This window comes from Sphingobium wenxiniae (assembly GCF_007830065.1).
Classification (GTDB): Bacteria; Pseudomonadota; Alphaproteobacteria; order Sphingomonadales; family Sphingomonadaceae; genus Sphingobium; species Sphingobium wenxiniae.
Window position 1 is genome coordinate 13606 of sequence record NZ_VLKK01000020.1, and the last position, 23261, is coordinate 36866.

The following is a 23261-nucleotide window of genomic DNA, read 5'->3' on the forward strand; positions in this document are numbered from 1 at the left end:
CTAGTGACCAAAGCATCGCGCGGTGATATTCCGCCCTTCTTCGGAGAAGGATTTTAGATGACGTTCCGTTTTGCCATACGCCGCCTGCTTTCCGGTCTGGCCCTTGCCGCCACCGCGATGTCGGCGCAGCCTGCCGCCGCCCAATTCTACTGGTCGCCCCCGGATATGAGCACGCCACCTCTCACCGACGAGCAGGCCGCCGCCGCCCTGGGCCTGCCCGGCGCCACGGCTGCGGAAATTCGCGCGGGCCTCGTGTGGAACCTGCGCGCGGCGCTGAATGTCGCCGCCCTGCAATGCCAGTTCGAGCCGACGCTGCTCGCGATCAGCAACTATAACGCGATGATCGCCCATCATGACGCGGAACTCGACGCGGCGATGGCGACGGTGCTGGGCTATTTCCAGCGCACGGTGGGCAAGGGCAAGCCGGGCCAGGCGGCGGCCGATCAATATGGCACCCGCATTTATTCCGGCTATTCGACGGTGCAGGCGCAGCGCGGATTCTGCCAGGCGGCAGGGGAAGTCGGACGTCAGGCGATCTTCGCGGATCGCGGCAAGCTGCACGAAGTGGCGCGCAGCGGCCTGGGGGCCATCAAGAAATCCCTGGTTCTGGCGGGCGAGCAATATTACGGCGTCCCGGGCCATGACTATGCGCTTTCGCTGCCCTCGCTCGATGCGAAATGCTGGAAGAAGGGGAAGCTGACCCCTGCCTGCCAGCAACAATGGGAAGCGCAGGCCAACGGCCAGCCCTGAGCCGCCCAGCGCTGCGTCAGAGCGTCAGCGCAAGCCCAGATATTTGTGGGACTGGAGCGTCAGCCGCCAACGCGGGCGCTCCATGACAAAGGCGATCGCGGCCTGAACGTTCGCTGCCGCTTCGGCATCGTCGAGCGGCTGGACCAACAGGTGATCGAACGCCCATCGCTCCATGGCGTCGACCTCCTGAGCGGAATGGCCCGCGCCCGGCTGTGGCCATACGAGCTTTAGTTCATTGCCGCTTTGCTGGATGACGTCGCTGCCCGCCTTGGGGCTGATGCAAACCCAGTCGATCCCGGGATGGACCGACAGGGTTCCGTTGCTTTCTATCGCAATGGTGAAGCCGCGATCGTGCAGGGCATCGACCAGCGCATCGTCGATCTGCAACATCGGCTCGCCCCCGGTCAGGACGATGTAGCGCAATTCCCGGTTCGGTCCCCAGAAATCCTGCGCGGCATCGGCCAGCGCGGCGGCGGTGGCGAACTTGCCGCCGCCGTCTCCATCGGTGCCGACGAAATCGGTATCGCAAAAGCGGCAGACGGCATCGGCGCGGTCACGCTCCCGCCCGGTCCAGAGATTGCATCCGGCGAAACGCAGGAACACCGCGCGGCGTCCGCCATGCACCCCCTCTCCCTGGAGGGTCAGGAACATTTCCTTGACCGCATAGCTCATCGCATCAAGCCTTAGGGCCGTGTGGCATAGCCGGTGGGATCGGGCAGGCCGGCTTCCTCAAAGCCCTTGGCCCGCAATCGGCAACTGTCGCACAATCCGCAATGCTTGCCGTCCGGCGTCGGATCATAGCAGGACCAGCTCATCCCCGCATCCAGGCCCAGCCGATCCGCCTCACGCACGATGTCGGCCTTGCTCATATGCTGCAGCGGAGTCTTGATGCGGATGGGATTGCCCTCCACCCCGGCCTTGGTCGCCAGCGCCGCCATCTTCTCAAAGGCTTCGATGAACTCCGCGCGGCAATCGGGATAACCCGAATAGTCCAGTGCATTCACGCCGATGAAGATGTCGTTCGCTCCCGCCGCCTCCGCGAGGCCCAGGGTCAGGGAAAGGAATATCGTATTGCGGGCCGGAACATAGGTTATCGGAATGTCGGCGCCCACCCCGCCCTTGGGCACGGCGATGTCGGCCGTCAGCGCCGATCCGCCAAAAGCAGTGAGGTCCAGCGGCAGGACGATGTGGGACATCGCGTTCAGCGCCTTCGCGATGCGCGAGGCCGCGCGCAGTTCGACACGATGCCGCTGATTATAATCGATCGTCAGCGCCAGCAGGTGAAAACCCGCCTCGCGGGCAAGAGCGCCGGCGACCATTGAATCCAGTCCTCCCGAAAGCAGGACGACGGCGAATTTTCCATTATTCTCGGCCATGGGATGTGCGCTAACGCCCCGGTCCCGCACACGCAAGCCCGCGCCGCATGCTGACGGCTAGCTTTCGTCGCCCATGCGGAGCGCGGCGATGAAGGCTTCCTGCGGAATCTGGACGGAGCCATATTCGCGCATCCGCTTCTTGCCCTCCTTCTGCTTCTCCAGCAGCTTCTTCTTGCGGGTGATGTCGCCGCCATAGCATTTGGCGGTCACGTCCTTGCGCAGCGCGGCGATGGTTTCGCGGGCGATGACCTTGCCGCCGATGGCCGCCTGGATCGGGATCTTGAACAGATGGCGGGGAATCAGATCCTTCAACCGCTCGCACATATGACGGCCGCGCGCCTCGGCAGCGCCGCGATGGACGATCATGGAAAGCGCGTCGACCGGCTCGTTGTTGACGAGTATCTGCATCTTGACGAGGTCGCCCTCCCGCGTGCCGATCTGGTGATAGTCGAAGCTCGCATAGCCGCGCGAAATCGACTTCAGCCGATCATAGAAATCGAACACCACTTCGTTGAGCGGCAGTTCATATGTCACCTGCGCCCGGCCGCCGACATAGGTGAGGTTCTTCTGGATGCCCCGCCGGTCCTGGCAGAGCTTGAGGATCGAGCCGAGATATTCGTCGGGGCAGTAGATCACCGCCTCGATCCACGGTTCCTCGATATAGTCGATATGGTTGGCATCGGGCATGTCGGCGGGATTGTGCAGATGGCGCAGCTCCCCGTCGTTCATGTGGATGTCATAGACCACCGACGGCGCGGTGGTGATGAGGTCGAGATCATATTCGCGGGTCAGCCGCTCCTGGATGATTTCAAGGTGCAGCAGACCCAGGAACCCGCAGCGGAAGCCGAAGCCGAGCGCCGCGCTGGTTTCCATCTCGAAGGAGAAGCTGGCGTCGTTGAGGCGCAGCTTGCTGATCGAATCGCGCAGCTTCTCGAAATCGTTCGCGTCCACCGGGAACAGGCCGCAGAACACCACCGGCTGCACCTCCTTGAAGCCCGGCAGCGGCGCCTTCGCGGGGTTCTTGACCGTGGTGATGGTGTCGCCCACGCGGGTCTGGCTGATGTCCTTGATCTGTGCGGTGATGAAGCCGATTTCCCCCGGCCCCAGCTCGGCAAGCTGCTCGATCTTGGGGCGGAAGCAGCCGACGCGGTCGATCAGATGCTCGGTGCCGCCGATCATGAACTTGATCTGCTGGCCCTTTTTGATGACGCCGTTCATGACGCGGACGAGAATGACGACGCCCAGATAAGGGTCGTACCATGAATCGACCAGCATCGCCTCCAGCGACGCGTCGCGGTTGCCCCTGGGCGCCGGAATCTTGGCGACCACCGCTTCAAGGATGTCGTCGATCCCGATGCCGGACTTGGCGCTGGCCAGCACGGCTTCCGACGCGTCGAGGCCGATCACTTCCTCGATCTCCGCCTTCACCTTCTCCGGCTCGGCGGCCGGCAGGTCGATCTTGTTGATGACGGGCACGATCTCATGGTCGTGTTCGATGGATTGATAGACATTGGCGAGCGTCTGCGCCTCCACCCCCTGCGCGGCGTCCACGACCAGCAGCGCGCCTTCGCAGGCGGCCAGCGACCGGCTCACCTCATAGGCGAAGTCGACATGGCCCGGCGTGTCCATGAGGTTGAGTTCATAGGTCTCGCCATTGCGCGCGGTGTAGTCGAGGCGCACGGTCTGCGCCTTGATGGTGATGCCGCGCTCCTTCTCGATATCCATATTATCGAGCACCTGGGCGCTCATTTCGCGATCGGTCAGGCCCCCGGTGCGCTGGATCAGGCGGTCGGCCAAAGTCGACTTGCCATGGTCGATATGCGCGATGATCGAGAAATTACGGATATGCGAAAGGTCGGTCATGAGCGGGCCGATAGCAGCAGTTTGACGGGCTGTCAGCCAGTCTTGGGGATGACGGCAATCATGGATATCATCCATCGCTCCGCTTGAACGTCCTATCGGTTGTGATAGAAAGCCGATTAAAGATCGGGTTGCGCGTCATCAGCGTGGATATTCAGCAACTAACGGGGGTTTCTACAATGCAGCGTTTCATCAAATTCCTGGCGGCCGCCGCTGGTCTGGCGATGGTGGCTTCACCCGCCATGGCCGCGGACAAAGGCTCGTCAGGCCGTCAGGCACAGGCCAAGAAGCAGATGGAAATCCCCCGCTGCACCAGACGGCTGGGCACAGTCGCCATCGTCGAGCCGGACAACCAATGGTGGCGCGAGCTGAGCCTGGGCAGCCCCGAAGCGATCATCAAGCTGTTCGTGCAGCAGTCGGGCTGCTTCGGTCTCGTCAATCGCGGCCGTTCGATGGCGAGCCGCAACATGGAACGCGCCATGGCCGATTCGGGAGAATTGCAGGCCGGTTCCAACCTGGGCAAGGGCCAGGTGAAGGTGGCGGACTATTTCCTGCAGCCCGATATCGTCACCACCAACAGCAACAGCGGCGGCAATGCCCTTGGCGGCATGCTGGGCGGCATGTTGGGCGGGCGCACGTTCGGCGGACTGCTGGGCGGCATTTCGGTGAAGAAGAAGGAAGCCAACGTCACCCTGTCGATCGTGAACGCCCGCACGACCGAGGAAGAGGCGATGACCGAAGGCTATTTCCGCAAGTCGGACCTGAGCTTCGGCGGCGGCGGCGGCATCGGCTGGATGGGCGGCCTCGCGGCGGCCGGCGGCGGCGGTTATCAGAACACCGAAATCGGCCAGGTGATCGTGCTCGCCTATCTGGACGCCTATACCAAGCTGGTGACTCAGCTCGGCGGCCTGCCCGCAAACGCGGCGGCGGCGGCTCCGCAGGCGCAATAAGCGAAACGCATGGCATGAAAGGGGCGCGGCCGGACATCGGCGGCGCCCTTTTCCATCGAGATCGGTAACTTGCAAAACCGCGCTGAATGACGGGTTGGGCGGTGAGCGGACATAGTTATTCGTCATGCCAGCGAAAGCCGGCCTCTCTCTTCTTAGGGCGCAATAACCTAAATGAGATCTCAGCTTTCACTGGGATGACGGACATTGAGCCGAAACAACCATCGCAGGAACGGGTTTTCAGCTACATCATTGTCTTTTCTATGCCTGGCCGGCTGCGGCTTCGGGGATGGCGACGCGGGAACGGCGGCGCCACCAGCCAAGGATCGCTTCCCCGGCGGGCCGCTCGATGAAGCGATTGATCGCCGTTCCCAGAAACAGCGCCACCAGGAAGGCCATGGCGAATCCGATCCACGGATTATAGCCCGCGTCCGCCATCCGCAGCATCACGACAAAGCCGACATGCTGGTGGATGAGATAGAAGGAATAGCTGATCCCCCCCAGCCAGACGAGCGGGCGCAGCGCAATGAAGCGCAGCCGCCCGACGATCAGCGCGCTGAAGGCGATGAGAAGGACGACCGCCAGCACGGTCACGTCCCATGTCTCCATCGTCGCTACCGATAACAGAGCAAGAACGGCATAGGGCGCCTGCTGCCTCCACGTCCGCTGCCCCGCCCAGATGCGATAGGCCAGCATCCCGATCATGAAAAACGGCGTGTAACGCAATACCAGCAGCATGATGATCCGTTCAGGCATGTCCGGCCAGACATGGAGCAGCCAGCGCAGCGCCAGCCATACGGCCAGCACCGGTTCCAGGCGTCGGAGGCCGATCCATTTCCAGATCGAGATCATGCAGAAGTAGAAGGCGATCTCGACGGTCAATGTCCAATAGGCGCCGTCCACCTCGGGTAGGAACGCGAAACCCTGAAGCATGGTGAGGTTGGCAAGGATCGCGACAGGCCCGATCAGAAGCTGCGTCGCCTGCGCCAGATATTCGATCGATAATGTCAGCAGCATCGCCGCCAGATAGGCCGGATAGAGGCGCGCGAACCGGTTGACCACGAAGTCCGGCACCGTGCGGATGCGATCCAGCGTGAAGAAGATCGCAAAGCCGGAGATGCAGAAGAACAGCAGCACGCGATAATTGCCGCCGGGAAAGCTGAACGGCACATGCTTCGCCTGTGGAAACAGTTCGTGGAACCGCGTGGAATAATGGAAAATGAGCACGCACAGTGCTCCGACGCCGCGCAGAGCGTCCAGCTCCGTGAGCCGAGTGCGCGGGGAGGAAGACCGGGCCATGTCCGCCCATAGCAATGAAACAGCAACGAATCCGTTAATATCGAGGTTAACGCGGCGGCTTTAACCTTCTTTGCCGTTGGCCGTTCAATGGATGATGGCTGGTCCTTCGCCGCGGGTCTTTCCGACGCCTGCTTGCGGGCGGCGGGCCGCTCGGCCAGCGTCCGGCGGACCATTGACGCGTTGCCCGCCGGCCGCTCCCCAAAGAGCCGCCGGCAGTTGCCGCCGCGGCCCGGAATCGTTCCGTGGAAGCAGCATGGGAAGCGATCCACAGGCTCGCCGAATCGCCGCTATAGCTCGGCAGTGCATGAGCGCTCGGTGGCCGCCGCGATATCCACACTGTTTCGGGTGGTAAAACCGTTGCCGCTGAAGCCCGCCGCTTCAACCCGCGCCGACCGGCGGCAAGGCCAGAGGGCATCAGCGATCCATGCATGAAGCCCCCTCCCCCGCATCAGGAGAGGGGAGGACGGCTCAGCCCGTCTTACCGTCCAAGATGGCGGCGATGGCGGCCGTCACGTCGGTCATGTCCGCCATGCCGTCGACGCGGCTGACGATGCCGCGCGCTTCGTAAATCGGCAGGATCGGCGCGGTCTTGGCGCGATATTCGGCCATGCGGGTGCGGACGGTTTCCTCATTGTCGTCGGGACGACGCTTGAACTCATGGCCGTGGCACTTGTCGCACTCGCCCTCGACCTTGGGCTGCTTGAAGACGTCATGATAGCCTTCGCCGCAAGTCGCGCAGGTGAAGCGGCCGGTGATCCGTTCGACCAGCGCATCCTCGTCCACTTCCAGCTCGATCACATGGTCGAGCGTGCGACCGCGGTCGGAGAGGATGGTGTCGAGCGACTGGGCCTGCGCTTCCGTGCGGGGATAGCCGTCGAAGATGACGCCGGTTTCCGCCGACAGCGCGTCGAGCGCCTCGCCAATGATGCCCGACACGATCTCGTCGGACACCAGCTCGCCCGCTTCCATCACCGCCTTCGCCTTGAGTCCGATGGGCGTGCCCGCCTTGACGGCGGCGCGCAGCATGTCGCCGGTCGAAAGCTGGACCATGCCCCGGTCTTCCACCAACCGGCTGGCCTGCGTGCCCTTGCCCGCGCCCGGAGGGCCAAGCAGAATGATATTCATCGCGCGCATCTCCCCTTGTCTTGCGCCAGTTCGCCTTACACCTGTGCCTGCGCCCCTCAGCGCATGCGGCCTTTGAGCTTCGCCTTCTTGATGAGATCGCCATATTGATGGGCAAGCAGATGGCTCTGGATCTGGGTAACCGTGTCGACTGTCACATTGACGACGATCAGCAGGCTTGTGCCGCCCAGATAGAAGGGGATGCCTGCCCGCGCGATCGCGAACTCCGGCACCAGGCAGATGAAGGCCAGATAGGCCGCGCCGATCACCGTGATCCGCGTCAGCACATAGTCGAGATAATTTTCGGTGTTCTTGCCCGGGCGGATGCCGGGGATGAACCCGCCGTTGCGCTTGAGGTTGTCCGCCGTCTCCTCGGGGTTGAACACGACCGCCGTGTAGAAGAAGCAGAAGAACACGATGCCCAGACCGTACAGCCCCATATAGACCGGACTGCCGTGCGACAGATACTGGTTCAGCGTCAGCACGAAATCGCCCAGCCTGCTTTCGCCCGCCACCGTCTGGCCCGCAAACTGCGAGATGGTGAGCGGCAGCAGCAGCAGCGAGGACGCGAAGATCGGCGGGATCACGCCGGCGGTGTTGACCTTGAGCGGCAGGTGGCTGCGGTCGGCCTGCATGATGCCCTGGCGCGTCTGGCGCTTGGGATATTGGATGAGGACGCGGCGCTGGGCACGCTCCATATAGCAGATCAGCAGGACCAGGCCGAGCGCCAGCACGATGATGAGCATGATGAGCAAGCCGGAGATCGACCCCTCGCGGCCCGACTTGAACAGGTTGCTGAGCGTCACGGGAAGCTGGGCGACGATGCCCGCCATGATGATGAGGCTGACGCCGTTACCGATGCCGCGCGACGTGATCTGCTCGCCCAGCCACATCAGGAACATGGTGCCGCCGATCAGCGAGACGACCGCCGCGACGCGGAACAGCATCCCCGGATCAACTACCGCCTGCACGCCCGACTGCGCGCCGAAGCTTTCAAGGCCGACGGCGATGAAATAGCCCTGCACGGCGGTCAGGCCGACGGTGCCGTAGCGGGTATATTGATTGAGCTTCTTGCGGCCGCTTTCGCCCTCTTTCTTGATCGCCGCCAGCTTGGGCGAAAGGGACGCGGCGAGCTGCACCACGATGGACGCGGTGATATAGGGCATGACGCCCAGCGCGATGAGGCTCATGCGCGACAGGCTGCCGCCCGAAAAGGTGTTGAAGATGTCGAGGATGCCGCCGCTCGTCTGGCTGTAGAGCTGCGACAATGCGGTCGGATCGACCCCCGGCAGCGGCACGAAGCTCAGGAAACGGAAGACGATCAGCGCGCCCAGCGTGAACCACAGGCGCTTCTTGAGGTCGGTGGCCTGGCTGAACTTCGCCAGACTGAGATTGGATGCGAGCTGGTCGGCTCTCGATGCCATCGTGGCTGCCCTTCAAATCATTCTTGCCCGAAACGGAAAATCGGGCCGGAATCGCTAACCCCTTAACGGGAGGGAAGCGCCCTGTCGAACGGGGAGTTGCCCATCCGCGACGAACGGCCTTCCCCCGATACGCATAGCCCCGCCGACCCATATCGGGCAGCGGGGCCGCGCTTGCAAGTCTTGGCTGCGCCTCAGGCCTTCTTCGCGGCCTTGGCGGTGCCCTTCTTGGCCTTCGCCTTTTCGGCGGCCGACACGACTTCGATCACGTCGACCTTGCCGCCGGCCTTTTCGACTGCTTCGACAGCGCCCTTCGACGCGCCCGCAACCAGGAAGCTGACCTTCGCGGTCAGTTCGCCCTTGCCGAGCAGGCGGATGCCGTCCTTGCCGCCACGGGCGAGGCTCGCGGCCTTGAGCGCCGCATGGTCGATGACGGCCTTGGCGTCCAGCTTGCCGGCGTCGATCGCCTTCTGCACCGCGCCCAGGTTCACGATCGCGAAATCCTTGGCGAAGATGTTGTTGAAGCCGCGCTTCGGCAGACGCATGTGGAGCGGCATCTGGCCGCCTTCGAAGCCGTTGATGCTGACGCCCGAACGCGCCTTCGCGCCCTTTTGGCCGCGACCGGCGGTCTTGCCCTTGCCCGAGCCGATACCACGGCCGACGCGCATCCGGCCCTTGCGGCTACCGGCATTATCACTGAGTTCGTTAAGCTTCATATCCTGCACTCGCTTTCGCTATGTTCGCGCTGTCCCTGAAGGGACGAATGAGGCCGCGCCGATAACGCAGCCGCTGAAAAAACGAAAGAGGGGTTTCCCCCTCTCCCGTCCTATTCCGTCGGATCGGAAGGCTTAGCCTTCGACCACCTCCACCATATGGGGCAGCTTCTTGATCGCACCGCGGACTTCCGCCGTGTCTTCCAGCTCCACCACGCGGTGCATCTTGCCAAGGCCCAGACCGATCAGAATCTTCTTCTGGTCGGCGGGACGGCGGATCGGCGAGCCGATCTGCTTGATCTTGATCTTCGCCATGCTGTCTTACTCCGCAATCGCTTCGGCGTCGGCCTGCGCGACTTCGGCCGAGGCGCCGCCGCGACGCAGAAGATCGGCGACCTTCTTGCCACGGCGCTGCGCCACCGACTTGGGGCTGGTCTGTTCGCCCAGCGCCTCGAAGGTCGCACGGATCATGTTATAGGGGTTCGACGTGCCGTTGGACTTCGTAACGACGTCCGCCACGCCCAGGCTCTCGAACACGGCGCGCATCGGACCGCCCGCGATGATACCCGTACCGGCGGGTGCCGAACGGACCGTCACTTTGCCCGCGCCGAAATGGCCAAGGCCATCATGGTGCAGGGTGCGGCCTTCCTTGAGCGGAATGCGAACCATTGCCTTCTTGGCCGAAGCGGTCGCCTTGCTGATGGCTTCGGGCACTTCGCGCGCCTTGCCATGGCCGAAGCCCGCACGGCCCTTGCCGTCGCCGACGACGACCAGAGCCGCGAAACCGAAGCGCTTGCCGCCCTTCACGGTCTTCGAGACGCGGTTGATGTGAACCAGCTTCTCGATCAGTTCTTCGCCCTGTTCCTCGTCGCGGTTGCCGCGACGGTCGTCGCGACGGCCACGGCCGCCCCGCTCGCCACGATTGCGGTCGCCGCCGCGGCCGCGGCCGCGGCCGGGACCACGTGCCTCGGTCTGCTCACCACCTGTGACGGCGGCGGGTGCGCCCGGCTGGGCCTGGATTTCGTTTTCGTCAGCCATGATCAGAACTCCAGCCCGCCTTCGCGGGCGGCATCGGCCAGCGCCTTGACGCGGCCATGGAAAAGGAAGCCACCGCGGTCGAACACAACCCTGGTGACGCCAGCGGCGGTCGCGGCAGCCGCAAGGCGCTTGCCGACTTCCGCCGCGGCCTCGGCCGTCGCGCCGGTCTTGCCGCGCACATCCTTTTCCAGGGTCGAAGCGGCAGCGACCGTGCGGCCCTGCGCGTCATCGATGACCTGCGCATAGATGTGCCGTCCGGAGCGATGGACGCTGAGGCGGGGCTTGGCGCCCGAAACCGCCTTGAGGGCGGTGCGAACGCGGCGGCGACGCCGCTCGAAGAGGGAAAGCTTTGCCATCTTACTTCTTCTTCCCTTCCTTGCGGAAGACGAACTCGCCGTCATATTTGATACCCTTGCCCTTATAGGGTTCGGGCTTACGCCAGCGACGGATCTCGGCAGCCACCTGGCCGACCTTCTGCTTGTCGATACCGCTGATCTCGACCGTGGTGTTATCCGGGGTCTTGATCTCGATACCATCGGGCACCGGGAAATCGACGTCATGGCTGTAGCCCAGCTGCAGCTTCAGGGTCTTGCCCTGCGCATTGGCGCGGTAGCCGACGCCGGTGATGAGCAGCTTCTTGGAAAAGCCCTCCGTCACACCGGTGACGAGGTTCTGGATCAGCGTCCTCTGCATGCCCCAGAAGGCGCGCGCTGCCTTGGTTTCATTGGCCGGCTTCACCAGGATGCTGCCGTCCTCGATCGCATAGCTGATCTCATCGCGCAATTGCAGCGCCAGGGTGCCCTTGGGACCCTTGACCGAAAGCTGACCGCCTTCGATCGACGCCGTCACACCTGCGGGGACAGCGATCGGCTTCTTACCCGTGCGGCTCATCAGAACACCTCCGCCAGCACTTCGCCGCCGACATTCTGTTCGCGCGCTTCCGCGTCGGACAGAACGCCCTTGGGCGTCGAGACAATGGTGATGCCCAGGCCGTTGCGCACGATCGGCAGTTCCTTGGAACCCGAATAGACGCGGCGGCCAGGCTTGGACACGCGGGCGACATGCTTGATCGCCGGCTGGCCCTCGAAATATTTCAGCTCGATGCGCAGGCCGGGGTGCTTGCCGAGGACTTCCTCGGAATAACCCCGGATATAACCTTCGCGCTGGAGCACGTCGAGCACGCGGGCGCGGAGCTTCGAAGCCGGGGACACAACACTGTCCTTCTTCGCCTGCTGCCCGTTGCGGATGCGGGTGAGCATATCACCCAGGGGATCGGTCAATGCCATCTCAAATGATCCTTACCAGCTCGACTTGGTGACGCCGGGGATCAGGCCCTTGTTGGCCAGATCACGCAGCTGCACGCGGCAGAGACGGAATTTGCGGTAATAAGCCCGGGGACGGCCCGTCAGCTCGCAGCGGTTGCGCACGCGGGTCGGGTTGCCGTTGCGGGGGATTTCCGCCATCTTCAGACGCGCGATCAGACGATCGGAATCGTCCGCCGACTGGTCATTCGCGATCGCCTTGAGCTTCGCATAGCGGCCGGCATATTTCTTCACCAGCTTCTTGCGGCGCTCGTTCTTGTTGATCGAACTCAGTTTCGCCATGACTTAAGTTCTCTTCCTTTAGCTTATGCGTTGGGAGAGAAGCGGGGGCCTTGTTCAGGCCGCCTGCTTCTCTTCTTCCTGCGGGAAGGGGAAGCCGAAGAGACGCAGCAGCTCGCGCGCTTCCTCGTCCGTCTTCGCCGTGGTGGTCACGATGATGTCCATGCCACGCACCTTGTCGATGCGGTCATAGTTGATCTCGGGGAAGATGATCTGCTCCTTGATGCCGAAGGCATAGTTGCCACGGCCGTCGAAGCTCTTCGGGTTGAGACCACGGAAGTCGCGCACGCGGGGCAGCGCGATATTGATCAGGCGGTCGAGGAATTCGAACATGCGCTCGCGGCGCAGCGTGACCTTGGCGCCGATCGGCATGCCTTCACGCAGCTTGAATTGCGCGATCGACTTCTTCGCCTTGGTGATGACGGGCTTCTGGCCCGCGATCAGTTCCATTTCCTCGGCGGCCGACGTCACCTTCTTCTTGTCCTGGGTCGCTTCGCCCACGCCCATGTTGAGCGTGATCTTCTCGATCCGGGGCACTTCCATGACGTTCTTGTAACCGAACTTCTCGGTCAACGCCTTGATGATCTCGGCGTCATAGAGCGCCTTCGAGCGCGGAATGTACTTGTCGGCCATTACAGCACCTCACCGGACTTGACGGCGACGCGGACCTTCTTGCCGTCGCGTTCCTCGAAACGGACGCGGGTCGGCTTGCCGTCCTTGTCGGCGACCGCCACGTTCGAAATGTGGAGCGGCGCGGGCTTGCGCTCGATGCCGCCCTGCGGGTTCGACTGGTCGGGCTTGCGGTGACGGGCGTGCACGTTGATGCCTTCCACCAGGACCTTGTCGTCCTTCGGAAGCATCTGGAGCACGGCGCCGGTGCGGCCCTTGTCCTTGCCAGCCAGGACGACGACCTTGTCGCCCTTCTTGATCTTGGCAGCGCTCATTACAGCACCTCAGGGGCAAGCGAGATGATCTTCATGTGCTTCTTGGCGCGCAGTTCGCGAACGACCGGGCCGAAGATACGGGTGCCGATCGGCTCCTCGTTCTTGTTGATAAGCACAGCGGCATTGCCGTCGAAGCGAATCACGCTGCCGTCAGCGCGACGCACGTCCTTGGCGGTGCGAACGATGACGGCGCGGTGCACGTCACCCTTCTTCACCTTGCCGCGCGGCTGGGCTTCCTTGACGGAGACGACGATGATGTCGCCCACGCTGGCGAAGCGCCGCTTCGACCCGCCCAGCACCTTGATGCACTGGACGCGCTTGGCGCCGCTGTTGTCGGCGACGTCAAGATTGGATTGCATCTGGATCATGGATCCGGTTCCTTCTCATTTGGCCTACCGGGACAATCCCCGGCGGTTCCGAATTCCTGCCTCGACCCGGAAGATTCGAAAGCACGAAGCGCGGGCCTGTAGCCCTTTCCGGAGGAAAAGGCCAGCCCCGCGTTACGCTTTTCGACCCGCCGGGTCCGTGACTAGCCTCAGGCCGCCTGTTCCGGCGACTTGTGCGTGTCCACCCGCTCGATGACCTTCCAGGTCTTGAGCTTGGAAATCGGAGCGGTCTCTTCGATGCGGACCGTTTCGCCTTCCTTGTAGACATTGCCCTCGTCATGGGCGTGATACTTCTTCGAACGGCGAATGATCTTGCCGTAGAGCGCGTGTTTTACCTTGCGCTCCACGCGAACCACCACCGTCTTGTCGGTCTTGTCGGAAACCACCGTTCCCGTCAGCACGCGCTTGGGCATCGTGTGTTTCCTTCTTACTTCGCGGCCGAGCGCGAACGCTCGGTCTGCAACGTCTTGATCTGCGCGATCGACCGGCGGACTTCCTTCACCCGGCTGGGCTTTTCCAGCTGGTTGGTGGCCGCCTGGAAGCGCAGGTTGAACTGCTCGCGCTTCAGGTTGTTCAGTTCGGTCGACAGTTCGTCGTCCGTCTTGGTCTTGAGGTCGGCAACGTTCGCCACGGCTTAACCCTCCAGGTGCGAGGTGTCGCCGAGGCGGGCAACGACCTTGGTCTTGACGGGCAGCTTCATCGCGGCGCGCGAGAATGCCTCTGCTGCGAGCGGGCCGGGAACGCCGTCCAGTTCGAACAGGATGCGGCCGGGCTTTACGCGCGCCGCCCAATATTCGACCGAACCCTTGCCCTTGCCCTGACGGACTTCGGCCGGCTTCTTCGACACGGGAACGTCGGGAAACACGCGGATCCACAAACGGCCCTGACGGCGGATGTGGCGGGTGATCGCGCGGCGGGCCGCTTCGATCTGGCGCGCGGTGATCCGCTCCGGCTCCAGGGCCTTGAGGCCATAGGAGCCGAAGTTCAGAGCCGAGCCGCCCTTGGCATCGCCCTTGATCCGGCCCTTGAAGGCCTTGCGGAACTTCATCTTCTTCGGTTGCAGCATGACGCTATACCTACCTTATTCTTAGCGCGCCGGGCGCACGCCGGAGGTCTGAGCCTCCAGCATCAGCCGGTCGGTGGCCATCGGATCGTGGCCCAGGATCTCACCCTTGAAGATCCAGACCTTGATGCCGCAGACGCCATAAGCGGTGTGGGCTTCGGCTTCGGCATAATCGACGTTCGCGCGCAGCGTGTGCAGCGGAACGCGGCCTTCGCGATACCATTCGACGCGCGCGATCTCCGCGCCGCCCAGACGGCCGCCGCAGGTGATCTTGATGCCTTCGGCGCCCAGACGAAGAGCCGACTGCACCGCGCGCTTCATCGCGCGGCGGAAGGCCACGCGGCGTTCGAGCTGATCGGCGATGCCCTGCGCGACGAGCTTGCTGTCGACTTCCGGCTTGCGGATTTCGACGATGTTCAGGCTGACGTCCGAGGAGGTCAGGCTGCCCAGCTTCTTGCGCAGCTTTTCGATATCCGCGCCCTTCTTGCCGATGATGACACCGGGACGGGCGGCGTAGATCGACACGCGGCACAGCTTGGCGGGACGCTCGATCACCACCTTGGAGATCGCGGCCTGCGGCAGGTTCTTCATGATATACTGACGGATCTTGAGATCTTCCATCAGCAGGCGGCCATAGTCGGCGCCTTCCGCGAACCAGCGGCTGTCCCAGGTGCGGTTGATCTGAAGACGCAGACCAATCGGATTGCTCTTGTGACCCATGTGCTTACGCCTCCGCTTCTTCGCCAGCTTCACGCACGACGATGCGCACGCGGCTGAAGGGCTTGAGGATCCGGGTCGACTTGCCACGGCCGCGGGCGTGGAAGCGCTTCAGGGTGAAGCTCTTGCCCACCGATGCTTCCGCGACGACCAGCGCGTCGACGTCCAGATTGTGATTGTTTTCCGCATTGGCGATGGCCGAAGCCAGTACCTTGCGCACATCGACCGCCATCGCCTTCTTCGAGAAGGTCAGCACGTTCAGCGCGTCCTCGACCTTGCGGCCACGGATCAGCGCGGCGACCAGGTTCAGCTTCTGGGCCGAACCGCGGATCTGCGTGCCGACAGCCAGCGCCTCATTGTCGGCGACGCGGCGGGGAGCCTTTTCCTTGCTCATTAGCGCTTGCCCTTCTTGTCGGCGGCGTGGCCGGGGAAGTAGCGGGTCGGAGCGAATTCGCCCAGCTTGTGACCCACCATGTCCTCGTTGACGGACACCGGAACATGCTTGCGGCCGTTATAGACGTTGAACGTCAGGCCGACGAACTGCGGCAGGATGGTGGAACGGCGCGACCAGGTCTTGATCGGCGCGCGGCCACCCGCGTCCTGCGCGGCTTCCGCCTTCTTCAGAAGGCTGAGGTCCACGAAAGGACCTTTCCAGACGGAACGAGCCATCTCGCTTACCTCTTCTTCTTCGCGTGGCGGCTACGGATGATGAACTTGTCCGTCGCCTTGTTGTGGCGGGTGCGCGCACCCTTGGTCGGCTTGCCCCACGGGGTCACCGGATGACGGCCGCCCGAGGTCCGGCCTTCACCACCGCCATGCGGGTGATCGACCGGGTTCTTCGCCACGCCGCGCGTCAGCGGACGGCGGCCCAGCCAGCGGTTGCGGCCGGCCTTGGCGAGATTGGTGTTGGCGTTGTCGGGATTCGACACGGCTCCGACGGTGCCCATGCAATCCGAACGGATATAGCGCTGCTCGCCCGAAGACAGGCGGACCATCACCATGCCGCGATCGCGACCGACCAGCTGGGCATAGGTGCCCGCCGAACGGCAGAGCTGACCGCCCTTGCCGGGCTTCATCTCGATATTGTGGATGATGGTGCCGACCGGCATCTGGCCCAGTTCCATCGCGTTGCCCGGCTTCACGTCGGTCTTCTTGCCCGCGACGACCTTGTCGCCGGGAGCCAGACGCTGCGGCGCCAGGATATAGGCCTGGGTGCCGTCGGGATAGTTGACCAGCGCGATGAAGGCGGTGCGGTTGGGGTCATATTCCAGACGCTCGACCGTGCCCTCGACATCCCACAGGCGACGCTTGAAGTCGATGATGCGGTAACGCTGCTTGTGACCGCCCGCAATGCCGCGCGAGGTCACATGGCCCTTGTTGTTGCGGCCACCGGTCTTGCGCTTGCCTTCGGTCAGCGCCTTGACGGGCTTGCCCTTGTGCAGGCTCGACTTGTCGACGAGAATCAGGCCGCGCTGGGCCGGGCTCGTCGGATTATAGTGCTTGAGTGCCATCTATCCTGCCTCAAATACCGGTGGTGACGTCGATGGACTGGCCTTCGGCCAGCGTGACGATCGCCTTCTTGACGTCCGAACGCTTGTAGGGCTTGCCCTTCCAGCGCTTCGTCTTGCCCTTCTGGACCAGCGTGTTGACCGCCTTCACGGTCACGCCGAACAGCGCTTCCACAGCCGCCTTGATTTCCGGCTTGGACGCATCGCCCGCCACTTTGAAGACCACGGCGTTGTTTTCGCTGAGAAGGGTCGACTTCTCGGTGATGTGCGGGGCGACCACGACGTCATAGTGACGGTTGTCGACCGTTGCGGCTTGCTTCTTAGCCATTGAAACGGGCCTCCAGCTTTTCGACCGCGGCGCGGGTGAGCACCAGCGAATCGGCCTTCAGGATGTCGTAAACATTGGCGCCGACTGCGGGCAGCAGGTTTACGCCGACGATGTTGGCGGAGGCCTTGGCGAAGCTGATGTTGACCGCGTCGCCGTCGATGAACAGCGCCTTGGAGAGGTTCAGCTTGGCGAGGCTGGCGACCAGCTCACGGGTCTTGCCGTCCTTGACGTCGAGAGTGTCGATGATGGTGAGCGAACCGCTCTTGACCTTCGACGACAGCGCCATCTTCAGACCCAGCGCGCGAACCTTCTTGTTCAGCGAGGGGTTGAAGTCGCGGACGCGGGCGCCGTGGGCCTTACCACCGCCAATGAACACCGGAGCGCGGCGATCGCCGTGACGAGCGGTGCCGCCACCCTTCTGGCGGCCGAACTTCTTGCCGGTGCGGGCAACGTCGCTACGCTCGCGCGTGCCACGGGCGGTGCCACGACGCTTTTCGAGCTGCCAGGTGACGACGCGATGCAGGATGTCGGCGCGGGGCTCGAGGCCGAACACGGCATCGTTGAGCTCCAGGTCGCCGGCGGCCTGCGCGTCGAGGGTCTGTACCTTGACCTTCATGGTTTAGCCCTCCTGGCCTTCGGTGGCTTCCACTGCCACGACTTCTTCAGCCGGGGTATCAGCAGGAGCGCTGTCGTTACTGTTGTCAGCCTTCTTCAGGCTGGCGGGGTAAGGCGCATCCGCCGGACGCGCAACCTTGACGGCGTCGCTGACGGTCAGCCAGGTGCCCTTGGCGCCCGGAACGCTGCCCTTCACGAACAGCAGACCGCGCTCGACGTCCGTGCGGACGATTTCGAGATTCTGCTGGGTCCGCTCGCGGTCGCCCATGTGTCCGGCCATCTTCTTGTTCTTGAAGACACGGCCCGGATCCTGACGGTTACCCGTCGAACCATGGGCGCGGTGGCTGATGGACACGCCGTGGGTGGCGCGCATACCGCCGAAACCCCAGCGCTTCATCGCACCGGCAAAGCCCTTGCCCTGGGTGTGACCGGCAACGTCGACGAGCTGACCGGCGATGAAATGATCGGCCGCGATCTCGGCGCCGACATCGAGGAGAGCATCCTCGGCGACGCGGAATTCGACCAGACGCGCCTTCGGCTCCACCTGCGCCTTGGCGAAGTGGCCGCGCTGCGGCTTGGCGACATTCTTGACCTTCGCGACGCCCGCGCCGAGCTGAACCGCGACATAACCGTCACGATCGACTTCCTTGCGGGCCACGACCTGATTGCCCTCAAGGGCAAGAACCGTAACCGGAACATGACGTCCGTCCTCTTGGAACAGACGGGTCATCCCGACTTTCTTAGCGATAACGCCAGTGCGCATCACCATTACTCCCATAGAGGCCCGCCTTAGCAGCGGGCGTATCCAACGAAAAAACCGCTCCGGATTCCTCCTTCGCGGCCAACCCAATGTGTAGATCACCCCGTCCGGGTTGGATGCCGCCCCTACTCGGGAACAGCGACGGGGGACCAGGACCGCGACATGAGTCGCGCGGTATCCCTTGTGTCGTTTGAGCCTCCGGATACCCCGGAACGCCCGATACCCTGCCCTCCTTTCGGAAAGCAGGGACTTGTCGGCTCAGGCCAACTTGATCTCTACGTTCACGCCGGCAGCCAGATCCAGCTTCATCAGCGCGTCGACCGTCTGCGGCGTCGGCTGCACAATGTCAAGCATACGCTTGTAGGTGCGGACCTCGAACTGCTCGCGCGACTTCTTGTCGATATGCGGGCCACGGTTGACCGTGAACTTCTCGATGCGCGTCGGCAAAGGAATCGGACCGCGGATGAGGGCGCCCGTGCGGCGGGCGGTTTCGGCGATGTCGCCAGTCGCCTGATCGAGCACGCGATGATCGAACGCCTTAAGGCGAATGCGGATGTTGCTGTCCATATCCCTAACCGATGCGAAAGAGCCAAAAACCAGAGCATTTTCCAGTCAGCTAGAACAGCTAACGATTCAGAAAATGCGCCAAACCAAAAATATACCGCCTCAACATTGCCCTTCTAGCTCCTTCGAGCCGGAGAAAGGCGATCCGAGGCGGCGAAAACTCCAAGCGGCGCGAATCAGACGATTCGCGCCGCTTGGTGCCTATATTACTTCGAGATCGTGCCGACAACCCCTGCGCCGACGGTCCGGCCGCCTTCGCGGATCGCGAAGCGCAGACCCTGGTCCATCGCGATCGGAGCGATCAGCTTCACGCCGAGCTTCACGTTGTCGCCGGGCATGACCATCTCGGTGCCCTCGGGGAGAATGACCTCGCCGGTGACGTCCGTGGTGCGGAAGTAGAACTGCGGACGATAGTTCGCGAAGAACGGGGTGTGACGGCCGCCTTCTTCCTTCGAGAGGACGTAGACTTCCGCGTCGAACTCGGTGTGCGGGGTGATCGTGCCGGGCTTGGCCAGAACCTGGCCGCGCTCGACTTCCTCACGGCCCACGCCACGGATCAGCGCACCGATATTGTCGCCCGCACGGCCCTCGTCGAGCAGCTTGCGGAACATTTCCACGCCGGTGACGGTCGTCTTGCGCGTGTCCTTGATGCCGACGATCTCGACTTCCTCGCCAACCTTGACGATGCCGGTTTCGACACGGCCGGTGACGACGGTGCCGCGGCCCGAGATCGAGAACACGTCTTCGATCGGCATCAGGAACGGCTTGTCGACCGGACGCTCCGGCTGCGGAATCCAGCTGTCGACGGCAGCCATCAGCTTCAGAACGGCTTCACGACCGATTTCGTCGTTGGAACCGTCGAGCGCCTTCACGGCCGAGCCGGCGATGATCGGAATATTGTCGCCGTCGAAGTCGTAGGACGACAGCAGCTCGCGGATTTCCAGCTCGACCAGTTCGAGAATTTCCGGATCGTCGACCAGATCGACCTTGTTCATGAACACGACGAGCTGGGGAACGCCGACCTGACGGGCGAGCAGGATGTGCTCACGGGTCTGGGGCATCGGGCCGTCGGTGGCCGACACGACCAGGATCGCGCCGTCCATCTGCGCCGCGCCGGTGATCATGTTCTTCACATAGTCGGCGTGGCCGGGGCAGTCGACGTGCGCATAGTGACGGGCTTCGGTCTCATATTCGACGTGCGCCGTCGAAATGGTGATGCCGCGCTCGCGCTCTTCGGGCGCCTTGTCGATATTGGCATAGTCGACGAAGGTCGCGCCGCCGGTTTCGGCGAGAACCTTGGTGATTGCCGCGGTCAGCGAGGTCTTGCCATGGTCGACGTGACCGATGGTGCCGATATTGCAGTGCGGCTTCGTCCGCTCAAACTTAGCTTTCGCCATTTTATCCTACCTTCTAATCAAATCCGCTGTGTGGTTTGACCGCTCGGCCGCGCCTTGCGAAGGCGCGTCCATAGCAGCAAATTTCGAGATTACCAGCCCCAAACCGACCCGCCTGCACGGGCCGGCCGGGAAATCGTCAGGCCATCTTCGCCTTGACTTCGTCCGCCACATTCTGCGGCACTTCGTCATAGTGCGAAAACTGCATGCTGTACTGCGCACGACCCTGCGTGAAGGAACGCAGCTGGTTCACATAGCCGAACATGTTGGCCAGCGGCACCAGCGCCTCGACGACCTGCGCGTTGCCGCGGCTGTCAGTGCCCTGGATCTGTCCGCGCCGGCTGTTCATGTCGCCGATGACGTCGCCCAGATATTCTTCCGGAGACACGACTTCGACCTTCATGATCGGCTCGAGCAGCTTGATGCCCGACTTCTGCGCCGCTTCGCGCATCGCGCCGCGAGCACAGATTTCGAAGGCCAGCGCCGACGAGTCGACGTCGTGATAGGCGCCATCCGTCAGGTGGACTTCGAAGTCGATGATCGGGAAGCCGATGAGCTGGCCGGTCTCGGCCGTCTCACGGAAACCCTTCTCCACCGACGGGATATATTCGCGCGGGATGTTGCCGCCCTTGATCTCGTCGAAGAACTGAAAGCCCGAGCCGCGCTCGCCGGGGATGACCGTCGCCTTGACGCGGCCGAACTGGCCCGAACCGCCCGACTGCTTCTTGTGCGTGTAGTCGATGTCGACCTTCTTCGCGAGATATTCGCGATAGGCGACCTGCGGCGCGCCGACATTGGCTTCGACCTTGAACTCGCGCTTCATGCGGTCGACCAGGATTTCGAGGTGAAGTTCGCCCATGCCCTTGATGATGGTCTGGCCCGATTCGTGATCGGTCGAAACCCGAAAGGACGGGTCCTCGGCGGCCAGGCGGTTGAGCGCGATGCCCATCTTTTCCTGATCGGCCTTGGTCTTCGGCTCCACCGACAGCTCGATGACCGGCTCGGGGAACTCCATGCGCTCCAGGATGATCGGCTGACGCTCGGCGCACAGCGTGTCGCCCGTGGTGGTTTCCTTGAGGCCCGCCAGCGCGACGATGTCGCCTGCATATGCCGTATCGACGTCCTCACGCGAATTCGCGTGCATCAGAAGCATACGGCCGATCTTCTCCTTCTTGTCCTTGACCGAGTTCAGATAGCTGCCCTTGGTCAGGGTGCCCGAATAGACGCGCAGGAAGGTCAGCGAGCCGACGAACGGGTCGTTCATGATCTTGAACGCGAGGCCGGCGAAGGGCGCGTCGTCCGCGGTCGGACGGCTGTCGGGGGCGTCGGTGTCCGGGTTGATGCCCTGCACGTCTTCGATGTCGAGCGGGCTGGGCAGATAGTCGACGACAGCGTCGAGCAGCGGCTGCACGCCCTTGTTCTTGAAGGACGAGCCGCACAGCACCGGCACGAAGGCCTGCGCCAGCGTGCCCTTGCGGATCAGCTTCTTGAGCGTATCCGTGTCGGGCAGATTGCCTTCCAGATAGGCTTCCATCGCCTCATCGTCCTGCTCGACGGCAAGCTCGATCAGCTTTTCGCGATATTCAGCGGCCTTGTCGGCGAGGTCGGCCGGGATTTCCTTATATTCGAACTCGGCGCCCAGGCTTTCATCCTTCCAGATGATCGCACGGTCATGCACGAGGTCGACGAGGCCGATGAAGTCCGATTCCGCACCGATGGGGAGATAAAGGACAGCCGGCGTCGCGCCGAGACGGTCGATGATCGTCTGCACGCAAAAATAGAAATTGGCGCCGGTGCGGTCGAGCTTGTTGATGTAGCACATCCGCGGAACTTTATACTTGTCCGCCTGGCGCCACACGGTTTCCGACTGCGGCTCAACGCCCGCAACGCCGTCGAACGCGGCCACCGCGCCGTCGAGCACGCGCAGCGAACGCTCGACTTCGATGGTGAAGTCGACGTGGCCGGGCGTGTCGATGATGTTCAGCCGGTGGTCGTTCCAGAAACAGGTGGTCGCGGCCGACGTGATGGTGATGCCACGCTCCTGCTCCTGCTCCATCCAGTCCATCGTGGCGGCGCCGTCATGGACTTCGCCGATCTTGTAGGACTTGCCGGTGTAGTAAAGGATACGCTCGGTCGTGGTGGTCTTGCCGGCGTCGATATGCGCCATGATACCGAAATTGCGATAGCGTTCGAGCGGATGGCTGCGGGCCATGATGCTTCTCCGTTGCCGGTGCGCCGGCGGTTGGGGATATTTGAGTCTTGCGTGGCCCCTAAACCAATCCGTCCGCCATGGGTAGACCCCCGACGAACGGACCGGATATTCGGAGCATTCTGATCAAGAACGGGCGCCCGAAGGCGCCCGTTCCCAAAATGCTTACCAGCGGTAGTGCGAGAAGGCGCGGTTCGCTTCCGCCATGCGGTGCGTGTCCTCGCGCTTCTTGACCGCATTGCCGCGGTTGTTGGCCGCGTCCAGCAGCTCACCCGACAGGCGCGCGGCCATCGTGGTTTCGCTGCGGTTGCGCGACGCGGTGATGAGCCAGCGGATGGCCAGCGCCTGCGCGCGCTCGGGACGCACTTCGACCGGAACCTGATAGGTCGCACCGCCGACGCGGCGGCTGCGGACCTCGATACCCGGCTTCACATTGTTGAGGGCGTCATGGAACATCTGGATCGGGTCCTTCTTGGCCTTCGCTTCGACAGTGTCGAGCGCGCCATAGACGATGGACTCGGCGACGGCCTTCTTGCCGTCCTGCATGATGCTGTTCATGAATTTCGAAAGGACGACATCACCGAACTTGGGATCGGGCAGGATGACGCGCTTTTCGGGGCGACGACGACGTGACATGCTCTGGTCT

The 23261-nt window shown here is 63.2% G+C and carries 32 protein-coding genes; 2 read left to right on the plus strand and 30 right to left on the minus strand.

What is annotated here, in order from left to right:
* Positions 1-57 precede the first annotated feature (57 nt).
* Positions 58-750 carry a hypothetical protein gene (locus IQ35_RS17330; protein ID WP_145075313.1) on the plus strand — a complete coding sequence of 231 codons (693 nt, stop codon included), beginning with the start codon at positions 58-60 and terminating at the stop codon, positions 748-750.
* Between the two features lie 24 nt (positions 751-774).
* On the opposite strand, the gene queE is transcribed toward IQ35_RS17330, so the two are convergent.
* From queE to lepA, 3 genes are read right to left on the minus strand one after another with little or no spacing between them, the layout of a single operon-like run.
* Positions 775-1422 (minus strand): 7-carboxy-7-deazaguanine synthase, encoded by a 648-nt coding sequence (queE, locus tag IQ35_RS17335; protein WP_145075316.1) that lies wholly within the window; start codon positions 1420-1422, stop codon positions 775-777.
* A gap of 11 nt (positions 1423-1433) precedes the next feature.
* Complete coding sequence (gene queC / locus IQ35_RS17340) at positions 1434-2126, minus strand: 7-cyano-7-deazaguanine synthase QueC (protein ID WP_021244969.1); 693 nt, start codon at positions 2124-2126, stop codon at positions 1434-1436.
* Between the two features lie 57 nt (positions 2127-2183).
* Positions 2184-3989 carry a translation elongation factor 4 gene (lepA, locus tag IQ35_RS17345; protein WP_031291068.1) on the minus strand — a complete coding sequence of 602 codons (1806 nt, stop codon included), beginning with the start codon at positions 3987-3989 and terminating at the stop codon, positions 2184-2186.
* A 176-nt stretch (positions 3990-4165) separates the two neighbouring features.
* Between lepA and IQ35_RS17350 the strand changes: the two genes are divergently transcribed.
* Complete coding sequence (locus IQ35_RS17350; RefSeq protein WP_021244967.1) at positions 4166-4936, plus strand: CsgG/HfaB family protein; 771 nt, start codon at positions 4166-4168, stop codon at positions 4934-4936.
* Between the two features lie 258 nt (positions 4937-5194).
* Here the strand turns inward: IQ35_RS17350 and IQ35_RS17355 are convergent, their stop codons facing one another.
* From IQ35_RS17355 to rpsG, 27 genes are all read right to left on the minus strand, one after another.
* Positions 5195-6232 (minus strand): acyltransferase family protein, encoded by a 1038-nt coding sequence (locus IQ35_RS17355; protein ID WP_145075319.1) that lies wholly within the window; start codon positions 6230-6232, stop codon positions 5195-5197.
* A gap of 468 nt (positions 6233-6700) precedes the next feature.
* Complete coding sequence (locus IQ35_RS17360; protein ID WP_145075322.1) at positions 6701-7357, minus strand: adenylate kinase; 657 nt, start codon at positions 7355-7357, stop codon at positions 6701-6703.
* Between the two features lie 56 nt (positions 7358-7413).
* The gene (gene secY, locus IQ35_RS17365; protein WP_021244964.1) at positions 7414-8778 is read right to left on the minus strand and encodes a preprotein translocase subunit SecY; all 1365 of its coding nucleotides are present in this window, start codon (positions 8776-8778) and stop codon (positions 7414-7416) included.
* A gap of 191 nt (positions 8779-8969) precedes the next feature.
* Entirely contained in the window at positions 8970-9491 is a 522-nt protein-coding gene (gene rplO / locus IQ35_RS17370) for a 50S ribosomal protein L15 (protein ID WP_021244963.1), read from the minus strand.
* Positions 9492-9623: 132 nt separating this feature from the next.
* Positions 9624-9803, minus strand: a complete 180-nt coding sequence (rpmD, locus tag IQ35_RS17375) for a 50S ribosomal protein L30 (protein WP_021244962.1) — start codon at positions 9801-9803, stop codon at positions 9624-9626.
* A gap of 6 nt (positions 9804-9809) precedes the next feature.
* On the minus strand, positions 9810-10526 hold the full coding sequence (gene rpsE / locus IQ35_RS17380; RefSeq protein ID WP_021244961.1) for a 30S ribosomal protein S5: 717 nt from the start codon (positions 10524-10526) through the stop codon (positions 9810-9812).
* A 2-nt stretch (positions 10527-10528) separates the two neighbouring features.
* The gene (rplR, locus tag IQ35_RS17385; RefSeq protein WP_021244960.1) at positions 10529-10882 is read right to left on the minus strand and encodes a 50S ribosomal protein L18; all 354 of its coding nucleotides are present in this window, start codon (positions 10880-10882) and stop codon (positions 10529-10531) included.
* A gap of 1 nt (position 10883) precedes the next feature.
* A complete protein-coding gene (gene rplF / locus IQ35_RS17390) occupies positions 10884-11417 on the minus strand; it encodes a 50S ribosomal protein L6 (protein WP_021244959.1) in 534 nt (177 codons plus the stop codon).
* Positions 11417-11812, minus strand: coding sequence for a 30S ribosomal protein S8 (rpsH, locus tag IQ35_RS17395; protein WP_021244958.1), 396 nt, complete (start codon positions 11810-11812; stop codon positions 11417-11419). Before rpsH ends, rplF begins: the two co-directional genes overlap by 1 nt.
* A 12-nt stretch (positions 11813-11824) precedes the next feature.
* Entirely contained in the window at positions 11825-12130 is a 306-nt protein-coding gene (rpsN, locus tag IQ35_RS17400; protein WP_145075324.1) for a 30S ribosomal protein S14, read from the minus strand.
* Positions 12131-12184: 54 nt separating this feature from the next.
* Positions 12185-12760: a 50S ribosomal protein L5 gene (gene rplE, locus IQ35_RS17405; protein WP_145075327.1), complete on the minus strand. Its 576-nt coding sequence runs from the start codon at positions 12758-12760 to the stop codon at positions 12185-12187.
* Positions 12760-13071, minus strand: coding sequence for a 50S ribosomal protein L24 (gene rplX, locus IQ35_RS17410; protein WP_021244955.1), 312 nt, complete (start codon positions 13069-13071; stop codon positions 12760-12762). Before rplX ends, rplE begins: the two co-directional genes overlap by 1 nt.
* Positions 13071-13439, minus strand: coding sequence for a 50S ribosomal protein L14 (gene rplN / locus IQ35_RS17415; RefSeq protein ID WP_021244954.1), 369 nt, complete (start codon positions 13437-13439; stop codon positions 13071-13073). The genes rplX and rplN overlap by 1 nt, the downstream gene beginning before the upstream one ends.
* Before the next feature lie 167 nt (positions 13440-13606).
* Positions 13607-13870 (minus strand): 30S ribosomal protein S17, encoded by a 264-nt coding sequence (gene rpsQ, locus IQ35_RS17420; RefSeq protein ID WP_021244953.1) that lies wholly within the window; start codon positions 13868-13870, stop codon positions 13607-13609.
* A 14-nt stretch (positions 13871-13884) separates the two neighbouring features.
* Positions 13885-14088: a 50S ribosomal protein L29 gene (gene rpmC / locus IQ35_RS17425; protein ID WP_021244952.1), complete on the minus strand. Its 204-nt coding sequence runs from the start codon at positions 14086-14088 to the stop codon at positions 13885-13887.
* A 3-nt stretch (positions 14089-14091) separates the two neighbouring features.
* Entirely contained in the window at positions 14092-14523 is a 432-nt protein-coding gene (gene rplP / locus IQ35_RS17430; protein ID WP_021244951.1) for a 50S ribosomal protein L16, read from the minus strand.
* A 21-nt stretch (positions 14524-14544) separates the two neighbouring features.
* Positions 14545-15240 carry a 30S ribosomal protein S3 gene (gene rpsC / locus IQ35_RS17435; RefSeq protein ID WP_021244950.1) on the minus strand — a complete coding sequence of 232 codons (696 nt, stop codon included), beginning with the start codon at positions 15238-15240 and terminating at the stop codon, positions 14545-14547.
* A gap of 4 nt (positions 15241-15244) precedes the next feature.
* Positions 15245-15631 (minus strand): 50S ribosomal protein L22, encoded by a 387-nt coding sequence (gene rplV, locus IQ35_RS17440; protein WP_021244949.1) that lies wholly within the window; start codon positions 15629-15631, stop codon positions 15245-15247.
* Entirely contained in the window at positions 15631-15906 is a 276-nt protein-coding gene (gene rpsS / locus IQ35_RS17445; protein ID WP_021244948.1) for a 30S ribosomal protein S19, read from the minus strand. Before rpsS ends, rplV begins: the two co-directional genes overlap by 1 nt.
* Before the next feature lie 5 nt (positions 15907-15911).
* Complete coding sequence (rplB, locus tag IQ35_RS17450) at positions 15912-16748, minus strand: 50S ribosomal protein L2 (RefSeq protein WP_021244947.1); 837 nt, start codon at positions 16746-16748, stop codon at positions 15912-15914.
* Positions 16749-16758: 10 nt separating this feature from the next.
* A complete protein-coding gene (locus tag IQ35_RS17455; protein ID WP_021244946.1) occupies positions 16759-17073 on the minus strand; it encodes a 50S ribosomal protein L23 in 315 nt (104 codons plus the stop codon).
* Entirely contained in the window at positions 17066-17689 is a 624-nt protein-coding gene (rplD, locus tag IQ35_RS17460; protein WP_062061183.1) for a 50S ribosomal protein L4, read from the minus strand. Before rplD ends, IQ35_RS17455 begins: the two co-directional genes overlap by 8 nt.
* Positions 17690-17692: 3 nt before the next feature.
* A complete protein-coding gene (rplC, locus tag IQ35_RS17465) occupies positions 17693-18451 on the minus strand; it encodes a 50S ribosomal protein L3 (protein WP_031291063.1) in 759 nt (252 codons plus the stop codon).
* A gap of 255 nt (positions 18452-18706) precedes the next feature.
* On the minus strand, positions 18707-19015 hold the full coding sequence (rpsJ, locus tag IQ35_RS17470) for a 30S ribosomal protein S10 (protein WP_004208724.1): 309 nt from the start codon (positions 19013-19015) through the stop codon (positions 18707-18709).
* A gap of 203 nt (positions 19016-19218) precedes the next feature.
* The gene (gene tuf / locus IQ35_RS17475; RefSeq protein WP_021244943.1) at positions 19219-20409 is read right to left on the minus strand and encodes an elongation factor Tu; all 1191 of its coding nucleotides are present in this window, start codon (positions 20407-20409) and stop codon (positions 19219-19221) included.
* A 136-nt stretch (positions 20410-20545) separates the two neighbouring features.
* Positions 20546-22618 carry an elongation factor G gene (fusA, locus tag IQ35_RS17480; protein WP_021244942.1) on the minus strand — a complete coding sequence of 691 codons (2073 nt, stop codon included), beginning with the start codon at positions 22616-22618 and terminating at the stop codon, positions 20546-20548.
* Positions 22619-22780: 162 nt separating this feature from the next.
* Positions 22781-23251 carry a 30S ribosomal protein S7 gene (rpsG, locus tag IQ35_RS17485; protein WP_021244941.1) on the minus strand — a complete coding sequence of 157 codons (471 nt, stop codon included), beginning with the start codon at positions 23249-23251 and terminating at the stop codon, positions 22781-22783.
* Between the last annotated feature and the right edge of the window lie 10 nt (positions 23252-23261).